Source organism: Phytomonospora sp. NPDC050363 (genome assembly GCF_040655735.1).
In the GTDB taxonomy this organism is placed as follows: domain Bacteria; phylum Actinomycetota; class Actinomycetes; order Mycobacteriales; family Micromonosporaceae; genus Phytomonospora.
The window spans coordinates 35,178-51,683 of sequence record NZ_JBFAKK010000001.1 but is presented as its reverse complement, the minus strand read 5'-3'; the positions used below and the strand labels follow the sequence as shown (position 1 = coordinate 51,683).

Genomic DNA, 16,506 nt, shown 5'->3' with positions numbered 1-16,506 from the left:
TCATGCCTGTCCAACTCTCTTAAAGCATTGATTGATACCTTCACTGCATGGCCTACACGCTCGAACAACTGCGGGGACTGGTCGCCGTCGCCGAGGAGTTGCACTTCGGGCGCGCCGCCGCCCGGTTGCGGATGACCCAGCCGCCACTGAGCCGCCAGATCCAGAAACTGGAGGCCGCCGTGGGCGCCCGGCTGCTGGAGCGCGACAACCGCCGGGTCTCACTGACGCCCGCGGGGACGGCCTTCCTCGCCGAGGCGCGCCGGATCCTGGCCATCGCCGAGGCCGCCCCCGACCTCGCCCGGCGGGTCTCCTCCGGCTCCAGCGGACTCATCCGCATCGGTTTCACCGCCGCCTCCACCTACGGAATCCTCGGCCGGCTGCTCAACGAACTGGAACGGGCACTGCCCGACGTCCGCGTCGAACTGTCCGAGATGGTCACCCGCGAGCAGACCGCGGCCATGTCGAGCGACGACCTGGACCTCGGCCTCGCCCGTCCGCCCTTCGACTCCGAGCTGTTCGACTCCCGCCTGCTGCACCGCGAGGCGCTCCTGCTCGCCGTCCCCGAAGGCCACCGCTTCACCGCCCTCGACCGGCCGGTGGGCGCCGACGACCTGCGCGTCGAACCGCTCATCTTCCACTCGCCGCTGCGGGCCCGGTACTTCTACGACCTGGTCGTGAGCATGATCCCGCTCGCCCAGGAGCACGTCGTGCACAGCGTCAGCCAGGTGCTGACGATGCTCTGGCTCGTCTCGGCGCGGCGCGGCCTCGCCTTCGTCCCCGCTTCGGCGAGGCTGCTGGGCATCCCGGGCGTCTCCTACGCGGCACTGGACACACCGGTGCCCGAGCCGGTCGAACTGCACCTGCTGTGGCCGCGCGACTCGCGCAACCCCGCCGTCCGGCGCGTCCTCGCGGTGCTCGACGAGGCGGAGTTCTAGAGTCGTCGATACCGCCCGGGTATCAAATAATGCGGAAACACTCTTGGACAGGCATCGTGATCAGTACTTACGGTGACCGCGTGACGCTGACAACGCCTGAAGAGCTCGCCACCCGGCTGACGACCGGACTGCTGTCGTTCCCGGTGACCCACTTCGACGACGAGCTCGCCTTCGACGAGCCTCGATACCGCGAGCACCTGGCCTGGCAGGCCGGCGCCGGCATCGCGGGCCTGTTCGCCGCGGGCGGGACCGGGGAGGGCTTCTCCCTCACCCCGGCCGAGATCGACACGGTCGTGCGCACGGCCGTCGACGAGGTCGGCGATCGCGTCCCGGTCGTCGCCCCGGCCACCGGCGGCACCGTCCAGGCCGCCGCCCAGGCCCGCACCGCCCAGGACGCCGGCGCCGCCGGGATCCTCCTGCTGCCGCCCTATCTCACCGAGGCCAGCCAGGCCGGGCTCATCGCGCACGTCGACGCCGTCTGCGGCGCCACCGACCTCGGCGTCATCGTCTACAGCCGCGCCAACGCCGTCTTCGACGACGTCACCGTCGCCGAACTCGCCGAGCGCAATCCCAACCTGGTCGGCCTCAAGGACGGCGTCGGCGACATCGAGCGGATGACCCGCACGTACGCCAAGGTCGGCGACCGCCTGATCTACATCGGCGGCCTCCCCACCGCCGAGACCTTCGCGCTGCCGCTGCTCCAACTGGGCGTCAGCACCTACTCCTCGGCGCTGTACAACTTCCTGCCCGAGTTCGCGCTGCGCTTCTACGCGGCGGTGCGCGCGCAGGACCGCCCCGCCGTCTACGGGATGCTGCGCGACTTCGTGATCCCCTACCTCGACATCCGCGACCGCTCCCGCGGCTACGCCGTCTCCATCATCAAGGCCGGCCTCACCGCCGTCGGTCGCCACGGCGGCCGCGTGCGGCCGCCGTTGACCGATCTCGACGAGTCCGAGCGGAACGCCCTCGCCGCCCTCATCGACAAGGTCGGATAGGACCATGAGCGCGCCCACCCCCACCATCACCGGCGTCGAGGTCGTGCCCGTCGCCGGCCACGACAGCATGCTGCTCAACCTCAGCGGAGCGCACGGGCCGTTCTTCACCCGCACCGTCGTGATCCTCACCGACAGCGCGGGCAACGTCGGCCTCGGCGAGGCCCCCGGCGGCGAGGCGATCCGCGCGACCGTCGAGGCCGCCGCCGAGATCCTGCTCGGCAGGTCCATCGCCGAGTACGCGACCCTGCTGCGGGCCGTCGCCGAGACCCACGCCGACCTCGACACGCACGGCCGCGGCCGCCAGACCTACGACCAGCGCACCACCGTGCACGCCGTCACCGCGCTGGAGTCGGCGCTGCTGGACCTGCTCGGCCGGCACCTCGGCGTGCCCGTCGCCGAACTGCTCGGCGAAGGACGGCAGCGCGACAGCGTCCCCGTGCTCGGCTACCTCTTCTACGTCGGCGACCGCGACCGCACCGACCTGCCCTACATCGCCGAGACCGATCCGGCCGACGACTGGGAGCGCCTGCGCCGCGAACCCGCCCTCACCCCCGAGGCGATCGTCGCGCTGGCCGAAGCCGCCCGGGACCGGTACGGATTCACCGACTTCAAACTCAAGGGCGGCGTGTTCAGCGGCGAGGAGGAGGCCGCCGCCGTCCGCGCCCTGGCCGCGCGCTTCCCCGGCGCCCGCATCACCCTCGACCCCAACGGCGCCTGGCTCCTGCGCGACGCCATCGCGCTCGGCCGCGACCTGCGCGACGTGCTCGCCTACGCCGAAGACCCCGTCGGAGCCGAGGGCGACCTGTCCGGACGCGAGACGATGGCCGAGTTCCGGCGGGCGACCGGCCTGCCCACCGCGACCAACATGGTCGCCACCGACTGGCGTCAGATGGCCCACGCCGTGCGTGCGCACGCCGTCGACATCCCGCTCGCCGACCCCCACTTCTGGACCATGCGCGGCTCGGTGCGCGTCGCGCAGCTCTGCCACGACTTCGGCCTCACCTGGGGCTCGCACTCCAACAACCACTTCGACATCTCGCTGGCCATGTTCACCCACGTCGGCGCCGCCGCACCGGGCCGGATCACCGCCCTCGACACGCACTGGATCTGGCAGGACGGGCAGCGCCTCACCCGTCGGCCGCTGCCCATCGTCGACGGGGCCATCGCCGTACCCACCGGGCCCGGCCTCGGCGTCGAACTCGACCGCGACGCCCTCGACGCGGCGCACCGGCTCTACCGGGAGCACGGCCTCGGAGCCCGCGACGACACCGTCGCCATGAGCTACCTGCTCCCCGGCTGGAGCTTCGACCCCAAACGCCCCTGCCTCGTGCGCTGAAACCGCGAAGGACGCCGACATGACCACGATCGACGAGATCACCGAAGTCGCGCTCTCCTCGGTGACCCTGCCGCTGAAGCAGGCGATCAGCGACGCGAAGGTCCTCACCGGACGGCAGCGCCCGATGACCGAGGTCGCCTTCCTCTTCGCCGAGATCCGCACCCGGGACGGGCACGAAGGAGTCGGCTTCGGCTACAGCAAGCGCGCCGGCGGGCCCGCGCAGTTCGCGCACGCCCGCGAGGTCGCGCCCGAACTGATTGGTGAGGACCCCAACGACATCGCCCGCCTGTGGACGAAACTCGTCTGGGCGGGCGCCTCGGTGGGGCGCAGCGGCGCCGCCACGCAGGCCATCGCCGCGATCGACGTGGCCCTGTGGGACCTCAAGGCCAAGCGCGCGGGACTGCCGCTGGCCAAACTGCTCGGCGCGCACCGCGAGTCCGTGCGCTGCTACGACACCTCCGGCGGGTTCCTGCACGAGTCGGTGGAGCAGATCAAGGACAACGCCACCGCCTCGGTCGAGGCCGGCATCGGCGGCATCAAGATCAAGGTCGGGCACCCCTCGCCGGCCGTCGACCTCGCCCGCGTCCAGGCCGTCCGCGAGCACCTCGGCGACGGTTTCCCCCTCATGGTCGACGCCAACCAGCAGTGGGACCGGCCCACCGCCCAGCGCGTGGGGCGAGCCCTCGAAGGGTTCGCGCTGACCTGGATCGAAGAGCCGCTCGACGCCTACGACGCCGAGGGCCACGCAGCCCTCGCCCGCAGCCTCGACACCGCCATCGCCAGCGGGGAGATGCTCACCAGCGTCGCCGAGCACCACGAACTCATCCGGCACGGCGCCGTCGACATCATCCAGCCCGACGCCCCGCGCATCGGCGGCATCACCCAGTTCATGCGCCTGGCAACGCTCGCCGACCACGCCGGGCTCATGCTCGCGCCGCACTTCGCGATGGAGATTCACGCGCACCTCGCCGTCGCCTACCCCCGCGAACCCTGGGTGGAGCACTTCGACTGGCTCCATCCCCTCTTCGAGGAGCGCCTAGAGATCCGCGACGGCCGCATCCACCTCTCCGGCCGGCCGGGCCTCGGCATCACCCTCAGCGACCAGACACGCGCCTGGACCGTCGACAGCGCCGTCATCCAGGAGGCAAGGACATGACCGACGTTCCCAGCATCGACCCGAGCACCGGCGAGATCGCCGAGATCGATTACCGGTCAGCCCCCGAGACGACGCCCGAGCAGGTCGACCGCCTCTGCCGCGCCGCCGCGAGCGCCGCCGAACCGCTGGAAGCGCTCGGCCGCGACGGGCGGGCGTCGCTGCTCGACGCGCTCGCCGAAGCGCTGGAGGGCGCCGGTGACAGGATCGTCGCCGTCGCCGACCGGGAGACCGGGCTCGGCGCCACCAGGCTGACCGGCGAGCTCGCCCGCACGTGCTACCAGCTGCGGCTGTTCGCCGAGGTGCTGCGCGACGGCGGCTACCTGGAGGCGACCGTCGACCACGCCGGCGACACGCCCATGGGGCCGCGGCCGGATCTGCGCCGCATGCTGGTCCCCGTCGGGCCCGTCGCGGTGTTCGGCGCGAGCAACTTCCCGCTCGCCTTCTCCGTTCCCGGCGGCGACACCGCCTCGGCGCTCGCGGCCGGCGCGCCGGTCGTCGTCAAGGCACACGGGTCGCACCCGGCGACGTCGCAGCTGTGCTTCGACGTGCTCGCGGCCGCGGCCACCGCGGCCGGTGCCCCGGACGGCACCCTCGGCCTGGTGCACGGTCAGCAGGCCGGCGCCGACCTCGTCGCGCACCCCGAGATCCGCGCCGTCGGCTTCACCGGGTCCACCGGAGGGGCCCGCGCACTGCTCAAGATCATCGAGGGCCGCCCGGATCCCATCCCCTTCTTCGGGGAGCTGAGCAGCCTGAACCCGGTCGTCGTGACCGCCGGCGCCGCGCTCGACCGGGCCGCCCGGCTCGGCGCGGAGATCGCCGCCTCGTTCACGCTGGGCGCCGGACAGTTCTGTACCAAGCCGGGACTGGTGTTCGTCCCTTCGGGCGATGCGGGCGACGAGGTCGTGACGGCGATGGGCGAGGCCATCACCTCCGCAGCCCCCATGGTGATGCTCAACGAGGGCATCGCCGCCGCCTACGGCAAGGGAGCAGGGCTCCTTGGGGCCACCGCAGGGATCGAGGAGGCCGCCCGCGGCGCCACCGACGACGACGCACCCGGCTTCCGCGGCACTCCCCGGCTGCTCACCACGACGGCCGCCGACCTGCCCCCCGAGGCCACCGAGGAATGTTTCGGCCCGCTCACGGTGGTCGCCCGCTACTCCGGTGAAGCCGAGCTCTTCACGGCGTTGGCGACACTGCCCTCGTCGCTGACCGCGACGATCCACAAAGGACCGGCCGAGGTCGAGCTGCCCGGGAGACTGGATCGCCGGCTGCGACGGCTGGCCGGCCGCATCCTCTACGACGGGCAGCCCACGGGCGTCGCCGTCTCATGGGCGCAGCACCACGGCGGCCCGTGGCCGGCGACCAACAGCCAGCACACCTCGGTCGGCACCAGCGCGATCCGCCGCTTCCTGCGACCGGTCACCTGGCAGAACGCTCCGGCGGAGCTGCTGCCGGAAGAGCTGCGCGAGGGGTACGACGGCGTGCCGCGACGGGTGGACGGGGTGCTGCGGGTGGGCCGGGGGTAGGGCGGGAGGGGATGGGGAGGTGTGACAGGGAGGCGGGAGGCCCCGGGCGCGGCAGAGAACGGGGTGGGTGGGGTGGGCTCGGAGAGCGCACGGCGTTGCGCGGGCCCGAGTGACTACGCCCGGCTCCGTGAGCAGCACGGTATTGCGCGCGGATGGCTCCACCGATCACCCCGAGCGGCACCGCACGTACGCGTGACCTCGCAGGCCGCCTTGGGGCGCGCCGGGCTGCGATGCCTCCGGCGGTCCACCGCAGGTGGCACGGCAGCGGCGTGGGGCCCGCGACGTGCTGCGGGACCGCGGGTGGACGCCGAGCTACCGCCGCCGCATATGCCTCGCCGTGGAGTCTTCACTCCCCATGTCACCGTCCGCAGCACCACCCGTCCGCGACCGACCCGCCCTCCACCGCATCCTCCAGCCGTACCCGGCCCACTACCCCTCGCCCCTGCCCGCGAACCGCCGCCACATTCCGCCCGACTTAACAGCATTCGCCCTAGACTACGAATAAAAAGGCCTCACCAGCGACCGACCTCGCCCCACCTTGACAGGCAAGTCAACACTTGCCTATCGTCGGATCATGGCGGAGGAGGACGTCTTCAAGGCCCTGGCCGACCCCACCCGCCGGCTCATCCTCGATGAGCTGGTGGACCGGGACGGCCAGACGCTCTTCGAAATCTGCACGCGACTGGTCTCCAAGCACAAGCTCGGGCTCACCCGCCAGGCGATCAGTCAGCATCTGGCCGTGCTGGAATCCGCCGGCCTGGTCGGCACCCGCCGGCAGGGCCGCTACAAGTTCCACGACCTGAACACCGAACCGCTCGAACGCGTCATGACCCGATGGCTCAGGCCCGGCACCACCGAGGAGAACCCATGAGGATCCACCTGTCCAGCGTCTTCGTCGACGACCAGGACGAGGCCCTGCGCTTCTATACCGAGGTCCTCGGCTTCGTGAAGAAGCACGAGGTCCCCATCGGCGAGGACAAGTGGCTCACCGTCGTCTCCCCGGAGGACCCCACCGGCACCGAACTGCTCCTGGAGCCCTCCGGCCATCCCGCCGTGAAACCGTACAAGGACGCCCTCGTCGCCGATGGGATCCCGGCCACCTCCTTCGCCGTCGAAGACGTGCGGGCGGAGTTCGAGCGACTGCGCGAGCTCGGTGTCGCCTTCACCCAGGAGCCGCTGAAGATGGGCGCGGTCACCACCGCCGTCTTCGACGACACCTGCGGCAACCTGATCCAGATCGTCCACAGCGAGTAGGGCCGGTCAGTCCGCCCGCACCCTGCGCGTCTCGGCGCGGTAGACCGCGAACATGCCGCCGAAGCCCGCCAGGCCGATGAGGATCATGACGGCGATCGTCGGCCACTGCCACGCTTCGGGCAGGTACAGCGCGAGGAACCACACCTTGTCGGGCGAGCCGTCGAGCTTGATCCCCAGCGGCACGAGCCCCTGCGGGAACAGAGCGATGATCCCCACGGCCATGCTGCCCCACATGCGCAGCCGGCTTCCGGCGCCCATCGTCTCGAACGCCGTCGGTGGCCTCACCGTCCCCGCGGCGGCGTTCGGGCGCTTCCCGGTGCGCATCAGCTGCAGCAGCTCGGGCCCGGTCTCGGCCAGGCGCCCGGCGGCGAGGCGACCGAATCCGAGGTAGGCGGCGGCCCCGACCACGATGGCGACCGGCACGCTCGCCCAAGTCAGTGCCGCCTGGCCGAGCAGGTGCCCCGCCAGGGCAACGCCCAGCGCGGGGAGGATCGCGACGGAGGTCAGCAGGAACATCAGCAACGACTGGCCGGTGACGTCGCCGTGGTCGAGCGGTGAGTGCTTGCTCCGGTGCGGATCGGGGCCGGGCACGAGCCCGACGACGGCGATCCAGACGAGCAGCCCGGCGCCTGCGCCGAGAGCGGCGAGGTTCGCCGCCAGTGCCCACGGCAGCATGGCCGCCTCTCCGTGCACGACCACTCCGGCGACGGTCATCGCCAGCGTCATGGGCCCGAACACCGTCAACCAGGCGAGCTGCCGTGCCCGCACGTCGGCCTTCTCCTTACCGGGGACCGTGAGCGTCATCCACAGCGCGGTTCCGTCCTGGCCGTAGAGGTTCGCGCACGTCGCCGCGCCCATGACGGCGGCGCCCGCGCCTGCGAAGGGGAAGAAGCCGGTGTAGTCGAGCGTCACCGGGAACAGTGCGGTGAGCAGCGCGAACACGACGGGCAGCGTGATGTTCTGGGTGCGCAGAGGATCGCGCCACCAGGTGCGCAGCTCCCGGAGGTAGAACAAGCCCAGATCACCGCGAGCCGCCCACCCCCTGGGGGCAGCCCACTCCGCCGACGAGCCTCGCACGACCGCACGGGTGATCGGCTGCGTGCCGAGGAGTCGCGACCACACACCGAACAGCGCCACGGCGAGAACGGCGAGCCCGGCCAGCGGCCCGGCGGCGCCCCACCAGTCGCCGCGCGAGGCGGCCTCGACCGACAGCAGCCCCCAACTCGACGGGAGCGCGCGCAGGACCGTCGAGACCCGCGCCGGGAAACCGTGTTCGAGCAGGATGTACACGGCGATGAAGACGACCCAGGAGAAGGACGCCAGCGCGACCATGGCCGCGGTGACCGAGGCGGTCACGACGCCACCCAAGCGGGAGCTGGCCAGCGTCGCGAAGAGCAGCGAGACGACCCTTGACGCCAGCACGACCAGCAGGAGCAGCAGGATCGCGGCGGGGATCGCGACGGCCACGGCCCACGGGCTCAGGCGGGCGGCGAAGACGACCAGCGCGGTGAACGCGAGCAGCGTGACCAGGGTGGTGACGGCGACCATCGCCGAGGCGAGCAGGCCGAGGGTGAGCGTGCGGCGCGGGATCGGCTGGCGCTGGAAATGGTGTCCGCCGATCGGGGCTTCGCCGGTGAAGGCGGGCCCGGCCGCCCAGCCGAGGGCCCACAGCGCGAAGGTGACCGCGAGCAGGTCCATCAGCATGCGCGGGTGCGCGAAGTCGAGGAAGGACAGCACGATCGTGGCGACGGCGAGGGTGAGGCCGGCCGTGGCGCCGAGTGCGGCCCATGCCTTCTTCCCGCCGGTCGCGGTGTTGCGCAGCACGGCGAGCTTCATGCCGATCAGGACGCCAACCACGACAGTCCCCTCCCGCCGCCGACCTCGACGCCGACCAGGTCGACGAAGGTGTCCTCCAGCGTGCGGTCACCGCGCACCTCGTCGAGCGGCCCTTCGGCCACGACGCGGCCCGCGGCCATCACCGCGACGGTGTCGCACAGCTGCTCGACGAGTGCCATGACGTGGCTGGAGATCAGCACCGATCCGCCGCCGGCGACGAAGCGCTGGAGAATCCGCTTGATGGTGGCCGCGGAGACCGGGTCGACGGCTTCGAAGGGTTCGTCGAGCACGAGGAGGCGGGGACCGTGCAGCAGCGCGGTCGCCAGGCCGATCTTCTTTCGCATGCCGGTGGAGTAGTCGACGATGAGCGTGCGCTCGGCGGGGCCGTCGAGGTCCATGACGGCGAGGAGTTCGCCGGCACGGTGCGCCGACTCGGCGACGTCGAGGCCGTGCAACTGCCCCAGGGACGTGAGCAGTTCTCGCCCGGTGAGCCGTTCGGGCATCGCCAGCCCGTCGGGGAGGACGCCCATGAGCGCGCGTGCGCGCAGCGGCTCCTGCCACACGTCGACCCCGTGGACGAGGGCGCTGCCCTCATCGGGGCGCTGGAGGCCGACGGCCATGGAGAGGGTGGTGGTCTTGCCCGCGCCGTTGGGTCCGACGAGTCCGTAGAAGGAGCCGGGGGCGACGGTGAGGTCGACGTGGTCGGCGGCGGTGTGCTCGCCGAAGGTCTTGTGGAGTCCTCGGATGAGGAAGGCGGCCGGTGCCGTGGTCATGATTCCGCTTTCGGGTGGAGGTGGCGCAGCGACCGGGCCGCGGTGACCAGACGCCAGGCGAGGAGTGAGGAGAGGACGACGAGAAGCGCCGCGGTGAGCGCGTCGGCGGGTGGTGTGGCGATTCCCAGGTCGAGGTCCCGGAAGGCGTCGCGGTTCAGCGCGCGGCCGGCGGCGAGCAGCCACAGCGGGGGCACCAGGACCGCGAGGTCCAAGACGAGCGCGGTCAGCCGCAGGGCGGGCGACCATCCGCGCCGGTGGACGACGAAGGCGAGGACGGCTTGGAGTGCCAGGGCGGCGATCACGGCGGGCCACCAGAAGCTCCACTGGGCCGGTGACAGCGGCGGCTCGTTGAGGACCACGTGCTGGACGACGATGGCCGCGATGGCCGCGAGCGCCGTCGCGGCCCACAGGATGGCTTCGCCGAGGGCGAGGCGTGTCGAGCTCGAACGCTGCGGGAGGTAGGCGGTGGACCAGGTCACCTCCGGCTTGGCGGGTGCCGGGACGATGCGGTCGACGAGCGCGAAGATCAGCGTCGTCCAGAAGGAGACGTGCACGACGGCCTCCAGTGCTCCTCCCGCGACGGCGCCGACGATCGAGGCGACGGATGCGCCGCGTTCCACGGCGTACACGAAGGCGACGCCGGCGATGATGGGGACGATGATGACGAGCAGGAGTCGCAGCAGGATGCGCCACGCGGGGTAGCGGACGCTGGAGATCAGGCCGAGCGGGCGGCCCCGGTAGCGGGCGGCGAACAGGAGCGGGTCGCCGAACTCGACGAGGACGGCTTCGACCGCCTCGTCCTCGTCGAGTTCTTCGCCGAGGCGTTCGCGGACGCCGTCTTCGATGGCGTCGCGCAGTTCGCGGCCGGCGTCGGCGCGGTCCTTGGGCGGGACACCGGCGACGGCGACCTCCAGGTACCGATCAACCGTCGAGGTCATCGTCGTTCCTCTCCCGCAGGCCGGCGAGGGCCGACCGCATCCTGTCCAGGTCGTCGCGCAGGGCCGTCGCGACGCGGTCGCCGGCCGGGGTGGTCCGGTAGAACTTCCGGGGGCGGGGCTCGTCGTTGTTCCACGCGCTGACCAGCAGGCCCTGGGCTTCCAGCCTCCGCAGTAGCGGGTACAAGGTGTTCTGCTCCACTTCGAAGCCCGCTTCTTCGAGGCGGTGGCTGAGCGCGTATCCGTAGGCCGGCGTCGTCAGGACCGTCAGGCACGCGCTGACGACGCTGCCACGCCGAAGCTCGTGCAGATGGGCGGCGAGCGCGGGATCTTCCATGCGGCAACCATACTGTATTCGGATACAGTATTGGAGCGGCATCTAGTATGGGCCCATGCCGGAGGACCGCCGAACGTGCATAGACCGCCTGGTCACGGAACTGTCGGGAAGGGAGGTGCCGCACACACTGCGGGTCGCCGTCGACGGTCCGGACGCGGCGGGCAAGACGACGCTGGCCGACGAGCTCGCCGACCGCCTCGCGCGGATCGGGCCGGTGATCCGTCTCAGCGTCGACCGCTTCCACCGGCCGCAGGACGTGCGGCGGCGGCGCGGATCGCTGTCGCCGGAGGGCTACTACCGCGACTCCTTCGACAACGAGACGATCGTCGGCGAGGTGCTGCGGCCTCTCGGGCCCGGCGGCGACGGGCGCTACCTTCCCTCGGCCTTCGACTACCGCACCGACCGCGCCGCACGGCCCGCGCACCGCGCGGCGCCGCCGGGCGCGGTGCTGCTGTTCGACGGCGTGTTCCTGCTGCGGCCAGAACTGCGCGACCACTGGGACGTGTCGGTCTACCTGCACGTCGACGAGGACGTGACGCTGGCCCGTGCCCGTGTGCGCGACCTCGGCCTGTTCGGCTCGGTGGAGGCCGTGGAGGAGCGGTACCGAAAGCGGTACCTGCCGGGCCAGCGGCTCTACCGCGAGGAGGCGCGCCCGACGGAACAGGCCGACATCCTCGTGGACATGGCCGATCCACAGGCCCCGGTGATCATGCGGTGGCCCGGCTGATCCGCTGGCCACCCTAGGCGCCGTCGCCCGATCGCCGATCGCCGGCCTTCGCCCGCCTGCCGGCCCAGCCGGTTCATGTCGCAGGAGTTCGTGTCGCGTGGCCCCTCGGAGCCGCCCTGTCCGCATGCGGACAGGGCCAGCCGCCGCGACATGGTAGTTGTCAACGATGCCGAGTCGAATGCGCACCAAGGACGGTCACACCGTCGGCCAAGGCGACCTCGTGTGGGCGGTCAACGGAACCGGCCCGTATGTGATTGCCGACGCCGAGGGCAGACTGGTCTACCTCCAGCTGGTCGGCAGCGACACCGATGGTCTGTTCTTCGAGCCCGGCGACCTGGCGCTGTACGTCTGCAAGAACCGGCCTAAGGGCTACTGACCCGGCACGTACGGCACGAACACCTCCCGGCCCGGCGCCTCCAAGCGGCCGCCGACCCGATCGTGCTCGTACCGGGCACCCACGACAGCAACCTGTCGCCCCACACCTTCGGCAGAGACACCAACCTGTCGACCACACTCGCGAGACGAACACCGGCGGGGTCGAAGGCGCCGACTACCACACCGTCGACAACAGCACCCTCACCGCGGGCACCTCCGCTGAGCTCACCGAATTGACTGACGCCGTCGCCCACCAGCAGTGGCCCGAAGGCATGCAGCCCACTCACCCACACCCTGCGGGCACGGTCTGGAAACCCAGGCCGGGCCCGCTTTGGAGGAGCCCGGCCTGCCTCGATGCGGGTGACCGCGTCGGGGTCCTCCTGCCCAGCGGGGTCTTCGTGCCCGGTGGAGACTTCGGGGAGCCGTGCCGGGCACGTGTCCTGCCTGCCGGATCCAGGGTCAGCGTGCACTGGGCGGGTGTCAACCGCCTCTTCACGCGTGCGTAACACGGGGCGGGAAACGATCAAATGCCCGCCGGGCGGGGCTGGTGCGGCGTTATATGGAGGCCAGCAGGGCCGGGGCCTTCGGGGGTTGGCTCCGCCTGCGTGCGGGACCGGTAGGCGCTTCTTCGTCGACAGCGCGCTCCTGCGACCGGTCCCGCGCCCTGGGCGCCGTGGGGCCCGAGGTCCGGCCGGAACGTAGCCGCATCTCGCCTACGGCGCCCTTCGGCGTCACCGTGTGGCGGTGTGCTGGTTGGGCTTGGTGCAAGACCGGGAACGTCTCGGGGCCGGGCGGGGCGAACCCGGCCGGGGGTGTTTCCGGCGCGCCGGCAGCGGGTGCTCATCGCGAGGGGCCGCCGCGCCGCCCCACCATCCGGCCCCGGCAGCAAAGCCTCGGTTGCGCCGCAAGCCGCTGCGATTCCCGCTCAGGCGGCCGCGATGGGCGCCTACGCCCCGCCTCCCAGCACCCCCGGAACACCTCCGGGCACTCCCGGCACGCCAGTCCCTATGTTGCCAAGCCTCCACCGTTGGGGCTGTCGTCGCTGTGGCCGCACACCCTGGCGATCACCGGCGTCTTCGCGATCCTGGTCGGTGTGTTCGCGCCACTGGCCTCCAACAGCGATCCCGCCACGAACCGGCGGCGTGCGGTCCGCACGGTGACCGTCTCCCCGCCGCAGCAGCGCACCCACATCGGCCTGGCCAAGCGCATCCCCACCAGCGCCTCCGCCGAGCGGAAGCCGATCGCCGAAGCCCTCGCGGGGACTGGCCCCTCACCGGTCGTGCTGGCACTGGCCCCACACCTCGCGCGTGCCGCGACCGGCGCCGCCCCGGCCGCCGAGGAGCAGCGACTGGCGGGCGAAGTCGCCGACATGCTCGCCACGCGGCCAGCGCAGCGCGCTGCGCTACGCGAGCCGTTCCGCGCAGGCCTTGGCCGGCTTCGCCCTGACACCGCTACTTTCGCCTCCAGCTCGCGCTCCAGCTGGTCGAGGCGCTCGGCGCGCTCCTGCGGTGACAGGCCGGTCAAGCCCAGCCGGGCATCCCGCTCCTCTTGCGACATGCGCCCGAGACCACGCAGCAGCGCCCGGCGACCGAAGTCCCCGGGCGCTGCGGGCGGCGAACCCCGTACGTCTCGAGAACGCGCGGGAAACCCCTCTGCTTGAGCCGGCCACGACGCGCGCGGCCAGTCCGCCGACACCGAAATACCCACCCGCCCATCACACCCAAACCCACCCGTTCGGCTGGCAGCGCTGACGGTTTTGCGTCACAACCCATCCCCGCCACCCCCCGAAACCGAGGGGACGAATAGGGCGCTACGCCTATGTAGACACCCCGCGTAGACCAGGACCACAGCGGACATCACACCTGGCCACGGGTGGGCGCTACGGGGCGCCACGCCCTCCACCCGACCACCGGGTCAGGCTGGAGGGTTGGCCTCGGGAGGGCTTGTCTTGCGGGTGCGAGGCGTGTTCTAGATCGTTGATGTGAAATTCTGACCAGCGCAGACGCATCCCGGCGGCGGTCTCCGAGGACCTTCTCCAGTGCCCAGCGCCGCGCAATTGGCCTCACGCCGACCTGTTAGGCCGCTAGAGACAGCTATCGACCACAGATACCGCCCTGACCAGCGAATCTTTCTCCCATCAACGATCTAGGGCCCGTTCGCCGCGACCCGCGCCCGGTCGAGCAGGACCGGGTCGTGGGCGTTGACGATGAGCAGGTCCGAATCGGCTCGCCGATGCAGCTCGGCGAGACTCGCGTGGTTGGCCCGCACCCGCTTCCAGTCGTGCGCCACCACGCGTTCCTGGACACGGCCCAGCACGGGGCCGTTGCCGTGGCCGGTGATGGCTCCGCGATGGTAGAAGGCGTCGCCGGCCTGGAGGATCCACCGCGAACCTAGGTCGACGACGACGGCGGCGTGGCCGCGGGTGTGTCCCGGCATCGGGATGAGCGCGATGGACCCGTCGACGCCGTCGAGCGGCCGCACGGCGGCGAACCCCCGCCAGGACTCCCCCGCCGCGTCGTAGGTGACGATCCGCGGCTCGTGGCCCCAGGCGGCGGGGTGGTATCGGCCGCGTTCCAGCAGGGTCCACCGCAGGCCGGCGGCCGCCCACTCGTCCGCCGTCAGGTGGATCCTGGCGTCGGGAAAGTCGGCGGCCCCGCCGATGTGGTCGAAGTCGAGGTGCGTGACGACGATGTCGGTGACGTCGGCCGGGTCGTGGCCCAGCCGCCGAACCTGGTGGATCGCGGTCTCGGCGGGGTCGAGCGCCGGGCGGGCCACATACCGGTACGGGCCGACGCGGCGCGCCGGGTCGGCGATGTCGGCCAGCCCGATGCCGCTGTCGACGAGGACCAGCCCGCCGTCGGTCTCCAGCAGCAGCACGTGGGTCACCAACCGCAGACCGGGCGTGCGCATGGTGCCGCAGTTGAGATGGTGGACGCGCACCTTCGGGCCCTCAGTCCGAGAGGTCGGCGGGAGCGGTCGTCTCCAGCAGTCGACGGTCGGGTTCGCCGCTGAGGCTCGCCAGGCCGCGCAGCGCGCGGACGGCCGTCAGCCAGGTCCCCGGCCGCTTGATCGAGACATGCCCGAGGAGCTGCTTGAGCATGGTCAGGCTGTCGAAGTAGACGCGCTCGGTGACCAGGTTCTCGTGCTCGTCGAAGATGAAGTACCCGGTCATCCGCACCCGGAAGGGCCGGCCGGTCGCCGGGATGCCGCCGAGCGGCCCGCGATGGGTGCCGAGCAGCCAGAACTCGACGATCACCGCGTCGGCGCTGTGCCTCAGCTCGATGATCTCGTGATGCTGGTCGGGGAAGGCGACGCGGGTGTCGTGGTAGTAACCGCGGACCGCGGTGTCCCCGTCGTGGACGGTTAACGTCGGGACGATCTCGTAGTGCGGGTGCGGAAAGGTCGACAGCACGTCGTCCCACTTCTGCACGACCTCGTCGCGGAAGTGGTCGAGGACGAGCCGCTGGCGGGCGCGCAGGACGTCGGCGCCGGGAATGTCGAAGCGGTTCATGGCTTCCCTGTCGTGTCGTCGCGAGGATATCCACAGCGTGGATTTTCTATCCGGGAACTTATTCCACGTTGTGGGTTTTCGCAAGGGCGCGGCATGATGAACAGGTGACCCCACCGACGAAGGACGCAACGGCCAAGCCCACCCGGGGACGCCCGCCGAAAGGCTCCCCCGCGCTCACGCGGGAGGCGATCCTCGCCTCGGCCATCGCCGTCATCGACTCCGACGGGGTGGAGAACACCAGCATGCGGACGGTGGCCCGCCGGCTCGGCGTGGACGCCAAGAGCCTCTACAACCACGTCGACGGCAAGGACGGCCTCCTCGACGCGGTCGCCGAGCACATTCTCGCCGGCTTCGCCATCCCCGAACCGACCGGCTCGCTCGGCCCCGACCTCATGGCCTTCGCCCGCAGCTTCCGCCGCACCACCCTGCGACACCCCCGCGCCGCCGCCCTCGTCCTCACCCGACAGGTGGCCTCGGCCGCCGGACTCGCCCCCACCGCGGCGATCCTGTCGGTCCTGCGCGCCGCGGGCTTCGGGCCGGGCGAGTCCGTCCACCTGCTGCGCTCGCTGCTCGCCCTGACCGTCGGCGCGCTCTTGCGCGAGGTCGAGGCCGGGCCGACCTTCGGCGTCGGCGACCCCGACGGCATCGCCGACCGCCGCCGCGCCCTGGAGGGCTCGGGGCACCCGGCACTGTCCGAGGTGGCCGCGCAACTGGCCCGCTGCGACCACGAGGAAGAGTTCGAGTTCGCGCTCGGCCTGATGATCGACGCGGTCGCACGGCGGGCCGCGCACGCGGCCTGAGGCGCGCCTC

At 71.6% G+C, this 16,506-nt stretch carries 17 protein-coding genes; 11 read left to right on the top strand and 6 right to left on the bottom strand.

The window, feature by feature from the left end:
* Positions 1 to 47: 47 nt before the first annotated feature.
* From AB0I28_RS00200 to AB0I28_RS00170, 7 genes are all read left to right on the top strand, one after another.
* Entirely contained in the window at positions 48 to 935 is an 888-nt protein-coding gene (locus AB0I28_RS00200) for a LysR family transcriptional regulator (RefSeq protein WP_357488450.1), read from the top strand.
* An 80-nt stretch (positions 936 to 1,015) separates the two neighbouring features.
* Entirely contained in the window at positions 1,016 to 1,930 is a 915-nt protein-coding gene (gene kdgD / locus AB0I28_RS00195; protein ID WP_357488448.1) for a 5-dehydro-4-deoxyglucarate dehydratase, read from the top strand.
* A 4-nt stretch (positions 1,931 to 1,934) separates the two neighbouring features.
* Positions 1,935 to 3,266, top strand: coding sequence for an enolase C-terminal domain-like protein (locus tag AB0I28_RS00190; protein ID WP_357488446.1), 1,332 nt, complete (start codon positions 1,935 to 1,937; stop codon positions 3,264 to 3,266).
* 19 nt (positions 3,267 to 3,285) lie between these two features.
* Positions 3,286 to 4,422, top strand: coding sequence for a mandelate racemase/muconate lactonizing enzyme family protein (locus tag AB0I28_RS00185; RefSeq protein ID WP_357488444.1), 1,137 nt, complete (start codon positions 3,286 to 3,288; stop codon positions 4,420 to 4,422).
* Positions 4,419 to 5,948, top strand: a complete 1,530-nt coding sequence (locus AB0I28_RS00180; protein ID WP_357488442.1) for an aldehyde dehydrogenase (NADP(+)) — start codon at positions 4,419 to 4,421, stop codon at positions 5,946 to 5,948. Before AB0I28_RS00185 ends, AB0I28_RS00180 begins: the two co-directional genes overlap by 4 nt.
* A 574-nt stretch (positions 5,949 to 6,522) precedes the next feature.
* Positions 6,523 to 6,819: a metalloregulator ArsR/SmtB family transcription factor gene (locus AB0I28_RS00175; RefSeq protein WP_357488440.1), complete on the top strand. Its 297-nt coding sequence runs from the start codon at positions 6,523 to 6,525 to the stop codon at positions 6,817 to 6,819.
* The gene (locus AB0I28_RS00170; RefSeq protein WP_357488438.1) at positions 6,816 to 7,202 is read left to right on the top strand and encodes a VOC family protein; all 387 of its coding nucleotides are present in this window, start codon (positions 6,816 to 6,818) and stop codon (positions 7,200 to 7,202) included. Before AB0I28_RS00175 ends, AB0I28_RS00170 begins: the two co-directional genes overlap by 4 nt.
* A 6-nt stretch (positions 7,203 to 7,208) precedes the next feature.
* Here the strand turns inward: AB0I28_RS00170 and AB0I28_RS00165 are convergent, their stop codons facing one another.
* Genes AB0I28_RS00165 through AB0I28_RS00150 form a run of 4 tightly spaced genes read right to left on the bottom strand, consistent with a single transcriptional unit; the run spans position 7,209 to position 11,083 of the window.
* Positions 7,209 to 9,059: a hypothetical protein gene (locus AB0I28_RS00165; protein ID WP_357488436.1), complete on the bottom strand. Its 1,851-nt coding sequence runs from the start codon at positions 9,057 to 9,059 to the stop codon at positions 7,209 to 7,211.
* Entirely contained in the window at positions 9,044 to 9,811 is a 768-nt protein-coding gene (locus tag AB0I28_RS00160; protein ID WP_357488434.1) for an ABC transporter ATP-binding protein, read from the bottom strand. The genes AB0I28_RS00165 and AB0I28_RS00160 overlap by 16 nt, the downstream gene beginning before the upstream one ends.
* Positions 9,808 to 10,749 carry a hypothetical protein gene (locus tag AB0I28_RS00155; RefSeq protein WP_357488432.1) on the bottom strand — a complete coding sequence of 314 codons (942 nt, stop codon included), beginning with the start codon at positions 10,747 to 10,749 and terminating at the stop codon, positions 9,808 to 9,810. Before AB0I28_RS00155 ends, AB0I28_RS00160 begins: the two co-directional genes overlap by 4 nt.
* Positions 10,733 to 11,083, bottom strand: coding sequence for a PadR family transcriptional regulator (locus tag AB0I28_RS00150; RefSeq protein ID WP_357488430.1), 351 nt, complete (start codon positions 11,081 to 11,083; stop codon positions 10,733 to 10,735). Before AB0I28_RS00150 ends, AB0I28_RS00155 begins: the two co-directional genes overlap by 17 nt.
* Positions 11,084 to 11,138: 55 nt before the next feature.
* Here AB0I28_RS00150 and AB0I28_RS00145 point away from each other — a divergent pair, with 55 nt between their 5' ends.
* The 3 genes from AB0I28_RS00145 to AB0I28_RS00135 all read left to right on the top strand — a co-directional run bounded on the left by AB0I28_RS00145 (position 11,139) and on the right by AB0I28_RS00135 (position 13,845).
* Complete coding sequence (locus tag AB0I28_RS00145; RefSeq protein WP_357488428.1) at positions 11,139 to 11,810, top strand: hypothetical protein; 672 nt, start codon at positions 11,139 to 11,141, stop codon at positions 11,808 to 11,810.
* Positions 11,811 to 11,988: 178 nt separating this feature from the next.
* The gene (locus AB0I28_RS00140) at positions 11,989 to 12,186 is read left to right on the top strand and encodes a hypothetical protein (protein WP_357488426.1); all 198 of its coding nucleotides are present in this window, start codon (positions 11,989 to 11,991) and stop codon (positions 12,184 to 12,186) included.
* Positions 12,187 to 13,212: 1,026 nt separating this feature from the next.
* Positions 13,213 to 13,845: a hypothetical protein gene (locus AB0I28_RS00135; protein WP_357488424.1), complete on the top strand. Its 633-nt coding sequence runs from the start codon at positions 13,213 to 13,215 to the stop codon at positions 13,843 to 13,845.
* Between the two features lie 485 nt (positions 13,846 to 14,330).
* Here AB0I28_RS00135 and AB0I28_RS00130 read toward each other — a convergent pair whose 3' ends face one another.
* Both AB0I28_RS00130 and AB0I28_RS00125 read right to left on the bottom strand, forming a co-directional pair.
* Positions 14,331 to 15,125, bottom strand: a complete 795-nt coding sequence (locus tag AB0I28_RS00130) for an MBL fold metallo-hydrolase (protein WP_357488422.1) — start codon at positions 15,123 to 15,125, stop codon at positions 14,331 to 14,333.
* Positions 15,126 to 15,135: 10 nt separating this feature from the next.
* On the bottom strand, positions 15,136 to 15,696 hold the full coding sequence (locus AB0I28_RS00125) for an ester cyclase (RefSeq protein WP_357488419.1): 561 nt from the start codon (positions 15,694 to 15,696) through the stop codon (positions 15,136 to 15,138).
* Between the two features lie 104 nt (positions 15,697 to 15,800).
* On the opposite strand from AB0I28_RS00125, the gene AB0I28_RS00120 reads away from it, so the two are divergent.
* Positions 15,801 to 16,496 (top strand): TetR/AcrR family transcriptional regulator C-terminal domain-containing protein, encoded by a 696-nt coding sequence (locus tag AB0I28_RS00120; RefSeq protein ID WP_357488417.1) that lies wholly within the window; start codon positions 15,801 to 15,803, stop codon positions 16,494 to 16,496.
* Positions 16,497 to 16,506 lie beyond the last annotated feature (10 nt).